Genomic DNA, 16,868 nt, shown 5'->3' with positions numbered 1-16,868 from the left:
GGGAGGCGAATTCTACAGCGTTACTCGCTGCTGTCAACCCCTCTTTTTCAACCCCCTTTCGCGCTTCGATGAACTGAAGCAACTCACTGCCGAAAACTGCGTAACTCATTGTTTACCAAGGAGTTTTCCGTTTCGACTGCGCCGGAAGTGGGGCGAATTATAGACTTCCAGATTCTGCCGTCAAGCCTTAATTACGCCTTTCTCGCCGAAGCAGGCTTCTTACCCATTAAACGCGGGATTTGCCGCGCTACGGGCGGCAGACGCAGCAGCATCAGCAACGCACCTATAGAGGCATAGACCGCCCATTCCTTGAGGTCCGCGCGGACGATCCACAACATATGCAGCAAACCGAGCCCAAGAATCACATAAACCAGGCGATGCAGTTTCTTCCAACGGGTGCCCAGGCGCCGCTGACTGTAGCGATTGGACGTCACTGCCAACGCCAGCAAACAGAGAAACGCCAGCGCCCCGACGATAATGTACGGCCGCTTGCGCAGCTCCACGCCCAATTGCGACCAGTCGAAGCCAAGAATGAACGCCGTATACCCGCACAAATGCAGGAACACATACGCAAAACACCACAACCCCAACTGGCGCCGGACGGCAATCCACCCCGCCCAACCGGTGAGCTTCTGCAGCGGCGTCATGCTTAGCGTAATCAACAGAAGGACAAGCGTGCCCAACCCCAAGCGATCAACCAGTACCTTGCCCGGGTCTGGCCCGAGCACATCCGCCCAAGCTTGATATAACCAAACAAGCGGCCAGACCGCGATAGCTATAAAGACAAAAACCCGCCAAAACGCAAAACGCATCAATAGTTCTTCCGCAAATCGAGACCTGTATATAAAGAAGCGACTTCGTCCGAGTAACCGTTGAACATCTGGGTATCGCGCACATTCGGTTTAAACAGACCACTCGGCAAACGCCGCTCGCGCGCCTGAGTCCAGCGCGGATGATCGACTGTGGGATTCACGTTCGCATAAAAACCATACTCATCCGCGGCGATGCTCTGCCAGGTCGTCTTCGGTTGTTCGCTGACGAGACTGATGCGCACGATCGATTTGACGCTCTTGAACCCATACTTCCACGGCACTACCAAACGCAACGGCGCACCGTTCTGATTTGGCAACTCGCGGCCGTACATGCCCACCGCCAGGATCGCCAACGGGTTCATCGCTTCATCCAGACGCAACCCTTCGACGTAAGGCCAGTCGATCAAGGCGAACCCAGAGCGCTGCCCCGGCATGCTTTTCGAGTCTTCCAGCGTTTCGAAGCGAATGTATTTGGCGTTGGAGGTTGGCTCGACTTGCTTGAGCAACGCCGAGATCGGAAAACCGATCCACGGAATTACCATCGACCACGCTTCAACGCAGCGCAGGCGATAGATTCGCTCCTCCAGTTGATAAGGTTTCATGAAGTCTTCGAGCGCGTAGCGCCCCGGCTTACCCACCTCCCCATCGACGACCACACTCCACGGTTCGGTTTTCAGCGCGCCGGCGTTGGCGGCCGGATCACCCTTGTCGGTGCCGAACTCATAGAAGTTGTTGTAGTGAGTCGCGTCCTTGAACGGCGTGATCGCCTCATCCTTGACGTTGACCGCGCCCCATTTGGTCGAAGAAAGCTTATCGGCAAACCAGGAAGGCGCCTTGCCCGGCTCGACATCGGCATAACGCGCCGCATCGTCGGCTTGCGCCCAACGCGGCAGGCTGCTCACGGCGAGGCCGGCCACGGCAGCACCGAGCACATGGCGACGAGACAGATAAATGGATTCAGGCGTCACGTCCGACTCATGGCAGTCGGACGCTTTGGGGATTTTGATCAGCATGACTACTCCGCAGTATTGGAGGGCAGATGCACCAATAGACTGCAGAGTATCAGGGAAATTACGCGCTTTTATGTCGACGAAGACGTAACAGGTATTGAACCGGACCAGACGCCGCGTAGCCGAGAAACACCAGCAGCAGAATGCGCGGCGGATCGCTGAATACCACGGCAAACACCAGCACGACAGCGAGGATCGCCACGAACGGCACGCGGCCCTTCAAGTCCAGCTCCTTGAAGCTGTTGTACTTGATATTGCTGACCATCAGCATGCCTGCGGCCGCGACCATCAACGCCACCAGGAACGACATTTTCGAACCCTGGATGCCGTAATCGCTGAATGCCCAGACAATCCCCGCAACAACACCCGCCGCCGCCGGACTGGCCAGGCCAATGAAGTAGCGCTTGTCAGCGGTGCCGACCTGGGTGTTGAAACGGGCCAGACGCAACGCCGCGCCCGCAACATAAATGAAGGCGACCATCCAGCCGACCTTGCCCATGTCACCCAAGGCCCAGCCGAATGCCAGCAATGCCGGCGCGACGCCAAAGGCAACCATGTCCGACAGCGAGTCGTACTCGGCACCGAAGGCGCTTTGGGTGTTGGTCATGCGCGCAACCCGGCCATCGAGGCCGTCGAGCACCATGGCGACAAAAATCGCGATCGCGGCGAAGGCAAAATATTTGCTCGCGTTGACCGAATCGCCGGCGCTCAAGGCTGCCTGGGCACTCATCGAGTTGATGATGGAATAGAACCCTGCGAAGAGGTTCGCAGTGGTGAACAGATTCGGCAGAAGATAGATACCACGATGCCGGACTTTACGGCCTTCAGCGTCATGCCCTTCCTCGATGTGTTCATCGATGGGCAGCAGACTTTCGGCGTCAGGAGCCTGGTTTGGCTCTTCGGGACGTTCGCTCATGGACATTACCTTGCAACAGGGTGGAAAGTTTCGACAGGTGTCTGCGACCACGGTTCGGCCGCAAACGATGCAGCTTTATACCAGAACCGGCGATCCAAACGAAAAAACGCGGCCAGGGCCGCGTTTTCCGTACAAGACTGCGACTTAGTTTTTGGCTTTGTCGACGATCTTGTTGGCACCGATCCACGGCATCATGGAGCGCAGTTGCTCGCCGATGATTTCGATACCGTGAGCGGCGTTGTTACGACGCTTGGCGGTCATCGAAGGGTAGCCGGTTGCGCCTTCGCTGATGAACATTTTGGCGTATTCGCCGTCCTGAATACGTTTCAGGGCGTTGCGCATGGCCTGACGGGATTCGGCGTTGATCACTTCCGGGCCGGTCACGTACTCGCCGTATTCAGCGTTGTTGGAGATCGAGTAGTTCATGTTGGCGATACCGCCTTCGTACATGAGGTCAACGATCAGCTTCAGTTCGTGCAGGCATTCGAAGTAAGCCATTTCCGGCGCGTAGCCAGCTTCAACCAGGGTTTCGAAACCGGCTTTTACCAGTTCAACGGTACCGCCGCACAGAACGGCTTGTTCGCCGAACAGGTCGGTTTCAGTCTCGTCCTTGAAAGTGGTTTCGATGATGCCGGTACGGCCGCCGCCAACGCCGGCAGCGTAGGACAGTGCAACGTTTTTGGCGTTGCCAGAAGCGTCCTGATAGATAGCGATCAGGTCAGGGATACCGCCGCCCTTGACGAACTCGGAACGCACGGTGTGGCCCGGGGCTTTCGGCGCGATCATGATCACGTCGAGGTCGGCGCGCGGAACAACCTGGTTGTAGTGGATCGCAAAACCGTGGGAGAAGGCCAGGGTGGCGCCTTTCTTGATGTTCGGCTCGATTTCGTTTTTGTACAGCGCGGACTGGAACTCGTCCGGGGTCAGGATCATGACCAGGTCGGCAGCGGCAACAGCGGAAGCAACGTCAGTCACTTTCAGGCCGTGAGCTTCGGCTTTGGCAACAGTGGCCGAACCTTTACGCAGACCGACAGTAACGTCAACGCCGGAGTCTTTCAGGTTGCACGCTTGAGCGTGGCCCTGGGAACCGTAACCGATGATGGCAACTTTCTTGCCCTGGATGATCGACAGGTCGCAGTCTTTTTCGTAATAAACTTTCATGAAATTCCCCTATATATCCAGGCCGTTCAGGCCATTCACTAATTTGGTTTAGATGCTGAGTACTTTGTCGCCGCGGGCGATACCGGTTACGCCGCTACGGACGGTTTCCAGAATCGATGCGGTGCCGATGGACTGGATGAAGCTGTCGAGCTTGTCGCTGGTACCGGTCAGTTGAACGGTATAAACGCTGGCGCTGACATCGACGATCTGCCCACGGTAAATATCGGTGGTACGTTTGATCTCGGCGCGCTGGGCGCCAGTCGCCTTGACCTTGACCAGCATCAGTTCGCGCTCGATGTGAGCACTCTCCGAGAGGTCGACCAACTTGACCACTTCGATCAACTTGTTGAGGTTCTTGGTGATCTGCTCGATCACTTCGTCATGCCCGACCGTGGTCAGCGTCAGACGCGACAATGTCGGGTCCTCGGTCGGTGCCACGGTCAGGCTTTCGATGTTGTAGTTGCGCTGCGAGAACAGGCCGACTACACGAGACAGAGCGCCGGGTTCGTTTTCCAGAAGCAAGGAAATAATGTGCCGCATGATTAAGTACGCTCCGTCTTGCTCAGCCACATATCGCGCATGGAGCCGTCTTTGATCTGCATCGGGTAGACGTGCTCACTGGTGTCGACCGAAATATCGAGCACCACCAGGCGATCCTTCATGGCGAACGCTTCCTCCATCTTCGACTTCAATTCTTTCGAATCGGTGATGCGCATGCCGACGTGGCCATAGGCCTCCGCCAACTTGACGAAGTCGGGCAACGATTCCATGTAGGAGTGCGAGTGGCGGCTGCCGTAGCTCATGTCTTGCCACTGGCGAACCATACCCAGAACACCGTTGTTCAGGATGACGATTTTCACCGGCAAGCCATATTGCAGGCAGGTCGACAGCTCCTGGATGTTCATCTGGATGCTGCCCTCGCCCGTCACGCAGACGACGTCGGCATCCGGGAAGCTCAGCTTGATGCCCATGGCTGCCGGGAAACCGAAGCCCATGGTGCCCAGGCCACCGGAGTTGATCCAGCGGTTCGGCTTGTTGAACGTGTAGTACTGCGCCGCGAACATCTGGTGTTGGCCCACGTCGGAAGCAACATAGGCATCGCCCTTGGTCACTTCGCAGAGGGTTTCGACCACGGTCTGCGGCTTGATGATGCTGCCGTCACCCTTGTCGTAAGGGAACAGGCCGCGGTCACCGCGCCACTCGTCAACTTGCTTCCACCAACTGGCAACCGAGTCCTTGTTCGGGGTCTCGCCGATTTCCTTGAGGATCGCGACCATCTCGCTCAGGACACTTTCCACCGGGCCGACAATCGGAACGTCAGCCTTGATGGTCTTGGAGATCGAAGCCGGGTCGATGTCGATGTGAATGATCTTGGCGTTCGGGCAGAACTTCGCCGGGCCGTTGATCACGCGGTCATCGAAACGCGCGCCGACTGCAAGGATCACGTCAGCGTGGTGCATTGCCAGGTTGGCGGTGTAGCTGCCGTGCATGCCGAGCATGCCGATGAACTGGCGGTCGGTGCCAGGGTAGGCACCCAGGCCCATCAGCGTGTTGGTCACTGGCAGGTTGAGCATCTTCGCCAATTCGGTCAGCGGTGCGGAGCCACCCCCGAGAATTACGCCGCCACCGGCGTACATCACTGGACGCTTGGCCGCGAGGAGCATTTCTGCAGCCTTGCGGATTTGCCCCGAGTGACCGCGAACGGCCGGACTGTAGGAACGCAGCTTGGCTTTTTTCGGGAAGATGTATTCGAACTTCTCGGCCGGGTTGGTCATGTCTTTCGGGATGTCGACCACGACCGGGCCCGGACGACCGGACTGCGCCAGGTAGAACGCCTTCTTCATGACTTCCGGGATTTCCGAGGCGTGCTTGATCATGAAGCTGTGCTTCACGATCGGCCGGGAGATACCGATCATGTCGGTTTCCTGGAACGCGTCGGTGCCAACCATGGTGCTAGGCACCTGGCCGGAAATGATCACCATCGGAATGGAGTCCATATAAGCAGTGGCGATCCCGGTAATGGCATTGGTAGCGCCAGGACCGGAAGTCACCAGTACCACGCCGGCTTTACCGGTGGCACGGGCATAGCCGTCAGCCATATGGGTAGCCGCTTGTTCGTGGCGAACCAGGATGTGGGTCACTTCCGGTTCTTTGAACAGGGCATCGTAGACATGAAGAAGAGCACCACCGGGGTACCCGTAGATATATTTGACGCCTTCGTCACGCAAAAAGCGGACGAGCATCTCACCGCCAGATAAAAGCTCCACGTTGTTCACCTCTAAAACGCCAGAATACCGTCCACTCACAAGAGGACGGGTCTTAATAGGTTTACTTCTCGGCAGAGCATGAGCGACGGTGGTCGCCGACTACGTCAGCACTGACTGAGCAAGTATTGGGATCGTCCCAAGTGTTGCGGGGCTTTCCCACCCAGCGCGAGGTAACGCGTTGCGGGTGTAACAGGTCGGCGCGGGTATGCGCCTCATGATCTGCCGAGTGGGTCTGCTTCTGGCAGTCCCTCTACAGCGGACTTTGGATTCTTCTGTTTCGTCCTCTGCAAGTCAAGCCGTCTATGTGCTTTATTGTGAGTAAGCACATGAGAACGCAAGAAAAAACCCGTAAACCCCATGTGTGTTAGCTTCAATTGCGCAACTTCTGACAAGGAAATGGCATGCGTACCTTTTTCATCACCGCCAGTTTGCTGCTCACCCTGAGCCCGATGACCATGGCGGCGCAGATCTACAAATGGGTGGACGCCCAGGGCGTTACGCACTTTGGCGCGCAGCCGCCGCAGGGTCAGCCCTCCACCACCGTGGTGACGCCCGCCGCGCCCGCGAGCAAGCCGAAAGTGCCGGCCAACAGCAACGTGATTGGCGACCAGCAAGACATCGACAAGACTGTGAAAAAGCAGGTGGCTGAGCAGCAGGCGCAGCTCAAGGTGTTCTGCGAACAGGCGCGGACGAACCTTGCGCAGTTGCAGAACAACCCGCGATTACGTGAAGAGATTGACGGGGAGATGCGCCGTTTGACTGACCAGACGCGGCAGGAGCGCATGACCGAGGCGCAAAAGCAGATTGCCGATAATTGCCAATAACTGCCCATAAAAAACCTGTAGGAGCAAAGCTTGCTCGCGATAGCGATTCAGCCGTCAACACAGGTGCTGAACGTGAAACAGCTTTCGCGAGCAAGCTTTGCTCCTACGGGGGTTCGCGTCGTCAGCGGGACGCGGTGATCAGCAGGTCGAACTCTTTGAGCAACACCTGCAACTGCCGATCCCGGCCCTGCACGTCACGCGCGGCGAAGACCATTTCGGCCATTTCCTGAATGCCCGAGGCGTTGGGCAACGGCAGATCCTGTTCGAGGATCGCCTTCATGCGCGGCAGGAAAATCCATTGCAGCCACTGCTCGAAGTCCAGCGTGTCGACCGCGAACGGCTCGACACTGGACAACGCTTCCGCGCTCGGCGCGACGTCATCCCACCAGCCCTGAATCCGCAACTCGCGTTCGATCAGCAACAGCTGCTCGGCAATCTTCGGGAAACGTGCATCCATCACAGCGATACCTTGGCCTTCTGACGGGCCAGTGCGGCGCCGGCGGAATCGCCTTGTTTCTCACGCGCCTGAGCGATCAATTCCCACAGGTTGGCCTGCAGATCCGGGCGGCCATTGGCGAACGTCAGACCGCGACGAGCGAATTGCTCGGCTTGCGGCGCATCACCTTGAGCCATGCGCACCTGCGCCAGGCGATAAAGCACTTGCGGCTCACGCGGGGCTACACGCTGGGCACGTTCCAGGCTGGAAGACGCGCCGTTCAGGTCGCCACCGGCCTGTTGCTGTTGCGCGGTGGTGAGCAACGCGAGTACCGGACCGTCCAGTTGCTCGTCGGCCGACAAACCGCCGCCGCTGCTCGCCGAAGGAATCCCGCTCGGCGTCGATGGCATGCTGTAGCTGCCCTGATTGACCGGTGCCGATTGCACCGGCGAGGTATCAATCGGACCCGGCGTGATCGGCCCCGGAGTGATCGGCGAAGTGCTGATCGGCGCCGAACTGACTGCGCCGCCGCCCGGCACCATCACCACCACACCGGTATCGCCTTGCGGGATCGCCTGGGTCTGGCCTTGCGCAGGACGTTTCACGGTGGTCTGACGGAAACCGCCATTCGCCGAAATCCGTTCACTGTTCGACACCGCGCTGCCGGAGTCCACAACCGGGATCGAACCGCGCTGTACGCTGGAACAACCGCTGAGCAAAGCTACGGCGGTAACCGCTGGAATCAACCACTTGTTCACTTGAAACCCTCTTTGCTTAATTCATCCAGCCCTTGACCCAATCCATCACCGTTTCGCCGGAAGCAGGGCTTTCGCCACCGCAAGCTGCGCCGGGAGGCGGTTCGCTGCCGCGAATATACGGCATCTGCACCGCACCTGGGCAACCGGCATCAGAGCCTTGCCCGGTGCGCGAATCTACCCACGCCTGCACGATGTTGTCCGGTTGCGGCATGTCCAGCGGCAGCGGATCGGCTTTGCGCATGAAACTGGTCCAGACCTGCAGTGCCCCGGTAGCGCCGGTGAACGGCGTCTTGCCGTTATCGTCGCGGCCCAACCAGACCACCGCCAGCAGATCCTGACTGAAACCGGCGAACCAGCTGTCACGCGAATCGTTACTGGTGCCGGTCTTGCCCGCCAGCGTCAGGGTTTTGGGCAACACGTTGTAAACCGAACTGCCGGTGCCTTCACGCATGACCCGCTGCATCGCGCTCTGGATCAGGAAAATCGACGCCGGATCAAAGCGCTGCTGAATCTGGAACGGATAACGCTTGAGCGGCTCGCCTTCCGCAGTGAGAACGCTGCGAATCCCGCGCATCGGCGTATTAAAACCGCCGTTGGCCAGGGTCTGATACATCGTCGCCACTTCCATCGGCGTCAAGGCGCCCGCGCCCAACAGCATCGACGGGAACGCCGGGAATTCCCGCGTCACACCCAGTCGCGCCAAGGTCTTGAGGACGTTCGGCACGCCCAGCTCCAGGCCGAGACGCGCGGTCGACAAGTTGTACGAATGCGCCAACCCCTGATACAGGAACACCGTGCCGTGGGAGCGACGATCGTAGTTCTGCGGTTTCCAGACTTGCCCGTCCGCGCCCTTCACCGAGAAAGCGTCGTCCGACAGCCAACTGGTCAAACTGTATTGGCTCGGTTTCTCAAGCGCCGTCAGATACACCGCCGGTTTGATCAACGAACCAATCGGCCGTACCGCATCGAGCGCGCGGTTGAACCCGGCGAAACTCGCCTGACGGCTGCCGATCATGGCTTGGACTTCACCGGTTTCCGGGTTGGTCACGACCATCGCCGCTTCGACGTCATCCGAACCCTTGCGCCCGGCCAGGCGTTTAAAGGTGTCATTCACCGAGGCCTCGGCTTTCATCTGCAGAATCGGATCGAAACTGGTGAAAATCCGCAGGCCTTCTTCGGTCAAGTCTTCGTCGCGATAGTCATCGCGCAATTGCCGTTTGACCAAGTCGATAAAGCCCGGGAACGAGCTGTCCGCCAATTTGCCGCGCGTGGTCACGCCCAGCGGCATGGCTTTCGCCGCCGCCACTTGTTCGGCCGAGGCAACGCCTTGCTGCTCAAGCACGTCGAGCACCAGATTGCGCCGTTCCAGCGCGCGTTCAGGATTGCGACGCGGGTTGTAATAGGACGGCCCTTTGACCATCCCCACCAGCAACGCCACTTGGTGCAATTTCAGCTCGGACAACGGTTGGCCGAAGAAGAACTGGCTGGCCAGACCAAAACCGTGCACCGCACGCTGACCGTCCTGGCCGACAAACACTTCGTTGAGGTAAGCCTCAAGAATCTCGCGTTTGTCGTAATGCAGCTCCAGCAGCATCGCCATCATGGCTTCGGTGAGTTTGCGGGTCAGGCTGCGTTCGCTGGTCAGGTAGAAATTCTTGACCAATTGTTGCGTCAGCGTACTGCCGCCCTGGGTCATCTTGCCGCCCGAGGTGTTCACATAGACGGCGCGGGCAATCGACTTCGGCGACACGCCCCAGTGACTGTAGAAATCCCGATCTTCCACCGCGACCAGCGTTTCGAGCAGGTACGGCGGCACCTGATCGATCTTGATCAGAATCCGGTCTTCGAGGTTTTTTGGATAAATCCCGCCGATCATCAGCGGCTCAAGGCGTACCACCGACAGCTTCGAGCCGTTGGTCGCGGACAGCTCGGCCACGTAGTCGCCGGAGAAGCGCACGCGCACCGGCTGAGCTTTTTCCAGGCCTTCATAAAACTGGAAGCCACGGGTGTTCAGGTCGACGGTATTGCCGCTGACCGCCGCCGCGCCGGGGCCGTTGCTCACGGCTTCGCGGCGATAACCCAAGGCATCGAGTTCGGTAAGGAAGTCTTCCTTGCTGAGCTTCTGCCCGGTGAACAATTCCAGTGGCCGTGCGTAAACCTTGGCCGGAATGGTCCAGCGCTTGCCGGAAAACTTCTCCTGGACAATCGCGTCGAGGTACACCGCGAACCCGGCGAGCACGACGAGGCCGACCAGGCTGAGTTTAATGGCCCAGCTCAGCCAGGGGCTCATGCCCTTGGAAGGTGGTTTTTTTTTGCTGCGAGGGGATCGAGTACGAGTCATGGCGGCGGATTATACGCACTTTATTCATCCTCAACAGGCGCCCTCCGAGGTTTGCGTCAGGCGGACTTGCAGCCATAATGGCGACCTTGAAATTTCTCCCACTTTGAAGGATCGCCTGTGAGCCAGTCCCTGATCGCCGCCCTGCAAAACCCGGCCCTCTACCCGCATCCCGTCGACGGGTTCCAGGTTATCGAGACCCACATTTCCTGGGTCATCCTCACAGGCCCGTTTGCTTATAAAGTGAAGAAACCGGTGAATTTCGGCTTTCTCGACTTCACCAACGTCGACGCCCGCGAGCATTTCTGTGGCGAAGAGCTGCGTTTGAACCAGCGTTTGACCAATGATTTGTATCTGGAAGTGTTGCCAATCACCGGCAGTGCCGAGGCCCCGCAAATCGGCGGTGATGGCCCAGCGATCGATTTCATGCTGAAGATGCGTCAGTTCCCGCAAAGCCAATTGCTCAGCACCCTGCAAGCCAACGGCGAACTGACCACCGCGCACATCGACGAGATGGCCGCGCAAATCGCCCAGTTCCACCTCACTGCGCCGAAAGTCCCGGCTGAACATGACGCCGGCACCCCGGACAGCGTGATGGCGCCAGTGCGGCAGAACTTCGAGCAAATCCGCCCGTTCCTCAGCGACAAGGCTGATCTGCTGCAGCTCGACGCCTTGCAAGCCTGGGCCGAAAGCAGCTTCGAACGCCTCAAGCCACTGTTCGCCCAGCGCAAGGCCGATGGTTTTACCCGCGAATGTCATGGCGACATTCATTTGGGCAACGCCACCGTGATCGATGGCCAAGTGGTGATTTTCGACTGCATCGAATTCAACGAGCCGTTTCGTTTTACCGATGTTTACGCCGACACCGGCTTCCTCGCGATGGACCTCGAAGACCGTGGTCTGAAAAGCCTGGCGCGGCGTTTCATCAGCCAATACCTGGAGCTGACCGGCGATTACCAGGGCCTCGAAGTGCTGAACTTCTATAAAGCCTATCGCGCGCTGGTCCGCGCCAAAGTCAGCCTGTTCAGCATGCCGGCCGAAGCCGATCCTGTGCAGCGCGCCACCACCCTGCGCCAGTACCGCAACTACGCGAATCTGGCCGAAAGCTACAGCATCATTCCTTCGCGTTTCCTGGCCATTACCCACGGCGTGTCGGCCGTCGGCAAAAGCCGCGTCGCCATGCGTCTGGTCGAAGCGCTGGGGGCGATTCGCCTGCGTTCCGATGTTGAACGCAAGCGCCTGTTTGGTGAGCAAACCGTACAGAACGATCCGCACGCCGGCATCTACAGCGCCGACGCCAGCGCCAAGACGTACGCGCGCCTGCATGAGATCGCCGCGACCATCCTGCGCGCCGGTTTTCCGGTAGTCATCGACGCGACCTACCTCAAACGCGCGCAGCGTGATGGCGCGGCGAAGATTGCCGAGGCCACCGGCGCGCCGTTCCTGATTCTCGACTGCAACGCGCCGCAAGCCGTGATCGAAACATGGCTGGCGCTGCGTCAGGCCGACAAACAGGATCCGTCCGACGCCAATCTGGCCGTTATCGCTGACCAGCAAGCCAGCCGTGAAGCGCTGACGCCGGCCGAGATTCTCTGCAGCAAACGCGTTCAAACCAACGAAAGCGGAACCCTCGACAGCGTCGTTGCGCAGATTCGTCAGCGCATGCCAGGTCTGTAAGAAACTATTTCGGCCGTGGAGCCTGCTCTGGCTTCACGGCCGTCAAATAGTGGCACTATACTGGCGTCATAAAACCAACAGGTGATGTGACATGAGCCAGCCGAAACTTCTCGACACCCCGCTTTATGCCTTGCTGCACAAAGACGACATCACAGGTTTTAACAACGAACGCCCGGCGGACGGCCCGATCGATATGGTCGGTGGCGATTTCCGTGGGCTCGACCTGCGTGAGTTGAACGCCGATGGCATCGACTTCACCGACGCCTACTTCCGTTCCGCCGACTTGCGCGGCATCGACTTTCGCAACGCATCGCTGGAAGGCGCAAGCCTGGCGCATGCGCAAATCTCCGGCGCCTACTTTCCGCCCGAGCTGAGTGCTGACGAAATCCTCATGTCGATGAACTTCGGTACACGCCTGCGCTATCGCACTCGCTGAAACGCGACGCTTCCTTGTAGGAGCGAGCCTGCTCGCGAAAGCGGTGTATCAGCCAACATACATGTTGAATGCTGAACCGCTTTCGCGAGCAGGCTCGCTCCTACAGGGGATTGCCGCGCCCTCCTTTTCTGCGTCCGCAGAATTCTCCTACGCTGCAAAATTCCCCTTCTTAGAAGCTTTTGCGACAAAAGCGACCAAACAATCACGCTTTTCCTACTGATGGCTACACTCCTCAAAGGCTCGCCCACCCACCATTCGGCCGTCGCAAGGAGGCTTGATGAATGATGAACTGCAACACCTGAAGAATCTGGGCAAGACGTCGGCGCAGTGGCTGCACGCCGTGGGCATCCACAGCGCTTCGGACCTGCGCCGCCTGGGGGCGGTGGACGCTTATCGCGCCGTGCGCACGCGCGGGTTTCGGGCGTCGAAGGTGTTGCTGTATGCCATCGAAGGCGCCCTGATGGACGTGCACTGGAACGACATCCCCGCTGAACGCAAGGAAGCCCTGAACAAACAACTCGAAGCGATCTCCTCACGCCACAAGAATTGAACAGGCGCCATCGCCATGTACTTGCTCGGGGAACAACCGGCTCACGCCGACACATTGATCAATCGCCTGCAAAATTTGCCTTCGCGCTTGCTGGAGGGTTTATCGCCCTGCGGCCCGGCCTTGGCGTTTGCGGCGGTCGATGACCTCGCCACACTGCTGCCCGACGATCAGCTGTTTTTGCTCGACAGCGGATTGCTCCACGGCTGCATCGAAGAACGTGCGCTGTTTTATCTGCACGAAGGTGATCTGCTCGGTCTGCGCCAGGACGTCGAATGGCCGTATTGGCGATTGCGCAGCGATGGGCCGCTGTCGCTGCTTCCGTACTCGCGCGCAGAAGTGTTCCAGCATATTTATGCCGACACCGGGCGCGCGGAGTTATTCCTGCAATACCTGCTGGGCCAGACCGCCCTGCTGTCCGACGCGGTCGCGCGCCTGAAGCCGCCTGAGTTTCGCAGCAACAACGGTTTCAAACGCGTGGCCAGCGGCGAAGTGCTGATCCATCAGGGCGATGTGGCGGACCACGTGTTCGTCATCATAAGCGGCCACGCCGAGGCATTTGTCGACGGCCACAAGGTCGGCGACGTGCCCAAGGATGAGATTTTCGGGGCGATGGCGGTGTTCACTGGCGAGAAGCGCAGCGCCAGTGTGATCAGCTGCGAACCGAGCACGGTGATGCTGATTCCCAAGGATCAATTTCTCAGCCTGACGCAGAGCAATCCGAAGATCGCCCACAGCTTGATAGAGAGCATGGCGCGGCGAATCGAATTGCTCAACCAGCAAGTCACCCAGCTGAGTTCGCTGAAGAAACTGGCTAAGGCCCAATGATCACGGGGCTTTGAAGCCATCGGCAAATAAATGGAGAATCAGCTGTTGACTTGGTAATGAGAATCGCTATGATTATCACAACTGGTCGCGAGACTGGTCGATATTCTGAAAAGCCCTTGGTTCGGACTCTCAGATTATCTCCTCATCAGGCTAATCACGGTTATTTGACCCGGCTCTTGCCGGGTCTTTTTTTGCCTGCGATTTACCGTCCGGCACCAAGCGGTGAATGGTTACTTGGCCATTTGCTCACGCATTTGCGCGCAATAGTCCTGCGCCGGGGTGGCCGGGGTGAACCAGACGTAATCAGCCATCGCGGCCGTCACCTGACTGCCGCGCTCCGCCAGCAGCAATACCGTCGGCGCTTCACGCTCGCCGAGGTCGAGCACATGCAGCGGCACGCCTACGTCTTTGCGCGCATGGTATGCACCGGCGAATAACAGCGACGGCGTCGGCGCAGCGATCAACCGCTCGGCCATGCGCCGGTCACGTTGCTGCTGCACCGCGAGCATTGCCGGCATCTGCGATTTGGGCAGCAGGCCACAATGCGATTCGCGGATCTGCTCCAGCAACACCTCTTTCACCGCCGGCGCATTGGAACGCGCCCCGTTCAACATTGGCGGCTGCTTATAGAAGGCACGCATTTCAGGGTTATCCAGATTGGCCGCCAGCAACGGATAAGGCTGGCCCAGCGCAAACCGCACAATCGGCCCGTACAAATCCCAGTCCCAACCCGGTTGCCAGGCCAGCGCACCGGGCAAATCATTCGGCAGGGTTGGCGCACGGCGCAGCGCATCGACGCGCGGTTGTTGATCGGGCGTGAGCATTTCCAGCAACAAACTGCCTTGCGGACGGCGCTGCCCCAACGCTTGCAGCAGCCACAATTGCAGTTGATGGTGATCGCGATTGTCATGTTGCTCGCCGACGATCAGCCGCTCAGGTCTGGCCAATCGCGCGAGCAACTCCTGCGCCGTCAGTGACTGACCATTGTGCAGATCGCGAATCTCCCCGGTGACTGGCGGCGGCGCCGCAACATGCTGACAAGCACTCAGCAACAACGCCGCCAACAGCAAAATCCCTCGCATGTTCTCACCTCGTGGCAATGCTCAGCGGGCGATGATCAGCGGATGCCCACGCTCCGGGTGCGGTTGCACCAATACTTCGAGACCGAATACCGCTTTCAGCAGTTGCGGTTGCAACACCTGCTCGGGCGTATCCAGCGCGACCGGGCGCCCGCCTTCGAGCAGCAACACACGGTCACAATAACGCGCCGCCAGATTCAGATCATGCAGGATCACCAACACGGCGGCGCCACGATCGGCGAACTCGCGCACGGCTTGCAGCGTGGTGTGCTGATGTAGCGGATCGAGCATCGACGTCGGCTCGTCCAGCAGCAAAGTCTGCCCCGCTTCGCCCGGCCACAGTTGCGCCAACACTCGCGCCAGATGCACGCGTTGCCGTTCGCCGCCGGACAACGCCAGATAGCTGCGACCGCTCAGATGCCCGGCATCGGCAGCGCCCAACGCGGCGGCGACAATTTCCGCGTCGCGCACACGCCCACTCTGATAAGGCAAACGGCCCATGCCGACCACTTCCTCGACACGAAAGCCGAAATCCAGCGTCGACACTTGTGGTAACACCGCCAGTTGCTGCGCGCGCTCGACGCCGCTGCAGTGGCGCAACTCACGCTTATCGAGCCAGACTTGGCCCTCAGCGGCCTGCAGTTCGCCGCACAACGCCCCGAGCAACGTGCTTTTGCCGGCGCCGTTGGGGCCGAGCACGCCCAGCACTTCGCCCGGTTTGAGTTCGAGGGTAATGCCCGAGAGCACGGTTTTGCTGCCCCGGCGGATCATCAGGTTTTCCGTGCGCAACATCAGGCAGGCTTCCTGAGCAACAGAAACAGAAAGAACGGCGCGCCGATAAACGCCGTGACAATGCCGATCGGCAACTCGGCCGGCGCCAACGCCAGACGCGCCACCAGATCGGCGAACAGCAGCAAACTCGCGCCGGCCAGCAACGAGGCCGGCAGCAATACCCGGTGATCCGGCCCGGCGAGCAAGCGCACCAGGTGCGGCACCACCAGCCCGACAAACCCGATCATCCCCGCCGCCGCCACCGCAGCGCCGACGCCCAGCGCGGTGCAAAACACCAGTTCGCGTTTAAGCCGTTCAACATCAATGCCCAAGTGACCGGCCTCCGACTCACCGAGCAACAATGCATTCAACGCTTTCGCCCGCCGCGGCAACCACAACGCAACGCCAGCCGTGACCAACAGCAACGGCCAGAGCCGTGAATAACTGGCGCCATTAAGGCTGCCAAGGTTCCAGAACGTCAGTGTGCGCAGCGTCGCGTCATCCGCCAGATAGGTGAACAAACCCACCGCCGAGCCGGCCAACGCGGTCAGCGCGATACCGGCCAGCAACATGGTTGCAACGTTGGTCTGGCCGTTCCGCCGCCCGAGCCGATAGACCAAAGCGGTCACGCCGAGCCCGCCGATAAACGCACACAACGACAGCAGATACGGCCCGAAGGCTTCCGGCAAACCGCCGAACGCCGAGCCGCCGACAATCGCGATCGCCGCGCCGAGCGCCGCGCCACTGGAAACGCCGACCAAACCGGGATCGGCCAGCGGATTGCGAAACAAGCCCTGCATCGCCACCCCGGACAGCGCCAACACCCCGCCGACCGCGAGCCCGAGCAAAGTGCGCGGCAGGCGAATTTGCCCGAGTATCAGTTCAGCCTGTTCCAGCCCGTGCGGCGCAATCGGCAAACCGATCAGCCGCAGCGCCGCGCGCAAGGTATCGAGCAGCGGCAGGCTCACCGGCCCCAGCGCCAGCGACAACCAGATCGCCAGCAGCAAC

17 protein-coding genes are annotated in these 16,868 nt (G+C 59.6%); 5 read left to right on the top strand and 12 right to left on the bottom strand.

Going from position 1 to position 16,868, the window contains the following annotated elements; all coding sequences use genetic code 11:
* Positions 1 to 191 precede the first annotated feature (191 nt).
* The 6 genes from msrQ to FBY12_RS26940 all read right to left on the bottom strand — a co-directional run bounded on the left by msrQ (position 192) and on the right by FBY12_RS26940 (position 6,166).
* Positions 192 to 812 carry a protein-methionine-sulfoxide reductase heme-binding subunit MsrQ gene (gene msrQ / locus FBY12_RS26965; RefSeq protein WP_145257421.1) on the bottom strand — a complete coding sequence of 207 codons (621 nt, stop codon included), beginning with the start codon at positions 810 to 812 and terminating at the stop codon, positions 192 to 194.
* Positions 812 to 1,825: a protein-methionine-sulfoxide reductase catalytic subunit MsrP gene (msrP, locus tag FBY12_RS26960; RefSeq protein ID WP_145257418.1), complete on the bottom strand. Its 1,014-nt coding sequence runs from the start codon at positions 1,823 to 1,825 to the stop codon at positions 812 to 814. The genes msrQ and msrP overlap by 1 nt, the downstream gene beginning before the upstream one ends.
* 58 nt (positions 1,826 to 1,883) lie before the next feature.
* Positions 1,884 to 2,738, bottom strand: coding sequence for a CDP-diacylglycerol--serine O-phosphatidyltransferase (gene pssA / locus FBY12_RS26955; RefSeq protein WP_092277945.1), 855 nt, complete (start codon positions 2,736 to 2,738; stop codon positions 1,884 to 1,886).
* Positions 2,739 to 2,882: 144 nt separating this feature from the next.
* A complete protein-coding gene (ilvC, locus tag FBY12_RS26950; RefSeq protein ID WP_007948647.1) occupies positions 2,883 to 3,899 on the bottom strand; it encodes a ketol-acid reductoisomerase in 1,017 nt (338 codons plus the stop codon).
* A 48-nt stretch (positions 3,900 to 3,947) separates the two neighbouring features.
* Positions 3,948 to 4,439, bottom strand: a complete 492-nt coding sequence (gene ilvN, locus FBY12_RS26945; protein WP_003176102.1) for an acetolactate synthase small subunit — start codon at positions 4,437 to 4,439, stop codon at positions 3,948 to 3,950.
* A 2-nt stretch (positions 4,440 to 4,441) separates the two neighbouring features.
* Entirely contained in the window at positions 4,442 to 6,166 is a 1,725-nt protein-coding gene (locus FBY12_RS26940) for an acetolactate synthase 3 large subunit (RefSeq protein ID WP_092281640.1), read from the bottom strand.
* A gap of 401 nt (positions 6,167 to 6,567) precedes the next feature.
* On the opposite strand from FBY12_RS26940, the gene FBY12_RS26935 reads away from it, so the two are divergent.
* Positions 6,568 to 6,990 (top strand): DUF4124 domain-containing protein, encoded by a 423-nt coding sequence (locus FBY12_RS26935; RefSeq protein WP_145257415.1) that lies wholly within the window; start codon positions 6,568 to 6,570, stop codon positions 6,988 to 6,990.
* A 121-nt stretch (positions 6,991 to 7,111) separates the two neighbouring features.
* Here the strand turns inward: FBY12_RS26935 and FBY12_RS26930 are convergent, their stop codons facing one another.
* Genes FBY12_RS26930 through mrcB form a run of 3 tightly spaced genes read right to left on the bottom strand, consistent with a single transcriptional unit; the run spans position 7,112 to position 10,525 of the window.
* Positions 7,112 to 7,447 (bottom strand): YqcC family protein, encoded by a 336-nt coding sequence (locus tag FBY12_RS26930; protein ID WP_145257412.1) that lies wholly within the window; start codon positions 7,445 to 7,447, stop codon positions 7,112 to 7,114.
* Positions 7,447 to 8,184 (bottom strand): hypothetical protein, encoded by a 738-nt coding sequence (locus FBY12_RS26925; RefSeq protein ID WP_145257409.1) that lies wholly within the window; start codon positions 8,182 to 8,184, stop codon positions 7,447 to 7,449. Before FBY12_RS26925 ends, FBY12_RS26930 begins: the two co-directional genes overlap by 1 nt.
* Before the next feature lie 16 nt (positions 8,185 to 8,200).
* Positions 8,201 to 10,525: a penicillin-binding protein 1B gene (mrcB, locus tag FBY12_RS26920; protein WP_109503319.1), complete on the bottom strand. Its 2,325-nt coding sequence runs from the start codon at positions 10,523 to 10,525 to the stop codon at positions 8,201 to 8,203.
* A 117-nt stretch (positions 10,526 to 10,642) separates the two neighbouring features.
* Here mrcB and FBY12_RS26915 point away from each other — a divergent pair, with 117 nt between their 5' ends.
* The 4 genes from FBY12_RS26915 (at position 10,643) to FBY12_RS26895 (ending at position 14,010) form a co-directional block, all read left to right on the top strand.
* A complete protein-coding gene (locus tag FBY12_RS26915) occupies positions 10,643 to 12,199 on the top strand; it encodes a bifunctional aminoglycoside phosphotransferase/ATP-binding protein (RefSeq protein WP_145257407.1) in 1,557 nt (518 codons plus the stop codon).
* Positions 12,200 to 12,290: 91 nt separating this feature from the next.
* Positions 12,291 to 12,635, top strand: coding sequence for a pentapeptide repeat-containing protein (locus FBY12_RS26910; RefSeq protein WP_092277933.1), 345 nt, complete (start codon positions 12,291 to 12,293; stop codon positions 12,633 to 12,635).
* 277 nt (positions 12,636 to 12,912) lie between these two features.
* The gene (locus FBY12_RS26900) at positions 12,913 to 13,185 is read left to right on the top strand and encodes a TfoX/Sxy family protein (RefSeq protein ID WP_007971093.1); all 273 of its coding nucleotides are present in this window, start codon (positions 12,913 to 12,915) and stop codon (positions 13,183 to 13,185) included.
* 15 nt (positions 13,186 to 13,200) lie between these two features.
* Positions 13,201 to 14,010 (top strand): Crp/Fnr family transcriptional regulator, encoded by an 810-nt coding sequence (locus FBY12_RS26895; RefSeq protein WP_145257401.1) that lies wholly within the window; start codon positions 13,201 to 13,203, stop codon positions 14,008 to 14,010.
* Between the two features lie 230 nt (positions 14,011 to 14,240).
* On the opposite strand, the gene FBY12_RS26890 is transcribed toward FBY12_RS26895, so the two are convergent.
* Genes FBY12_RS26890 through FBY12_RS26880 form a run of 3 tightly spaced genes read right to left on the bottom strand, consistent with a single transcriptional unit; the run spans position 14,241 to position 16,864 of the window.
* The gene (locus FBY12_RS26890) at positions 14,241 to 15,092 is read right to left on the bottom strand and encodes a ChaN family lipoprotein (RefSeq protein ID WP_145257399.1); all 852 of its coding nucleotides are present in this window, start codon (positions 15,090 to 15,092) and stop codon (positions 14,241 to 14,243) included.
* Between the two features lie 21 nt (positions 15,093 to 15,113).
* Positions 15,114 to 15,881, bottom strand: a complete 768-nt coding sequence (locus FBY12_RS26885; protein ID WP_145257396.1) for a heme ABC transporter ATP-binding protein — start codon at positions 15,879 to 15,881, stop codon at positions 15,114 to 15,116.
* Positions 15,881 to 16,864, bottom strand: a complete 984-nt coding sequence (locus tag FBY12_RS26880; RefSeq protein ID WP_178111820.1) for an iron ABC transporter permease — start codon at positions 16,862 to 16,864, stop codon at positions 15,881 to 15,883. Before FBY12_RS26880 ends, FBY12_RS26885 begins: the two co-directional genes overlap by 1 nt.
* Between the last annotated feature and the right edge of the window lie 4 nt (positions 16,865 to 16,868).

Origin of the sequence: Pseudomonas sp. SJZ131, assembly GCF_007828705.1 — a bacterium.
Taxonomy (GTDB): Bacteria; Pseudomonadota; Gammaproteobacteria; order Pseudomonadales; family Pseudomonadaceae; genus Aquipseudomonas; species Aquipseudomonas prosekii.
The sequence above is the reverse complement of the archived record's forward strand: the minus strand, read 5'-3'. Positions and strand labels throughout refer to the sequence as shown.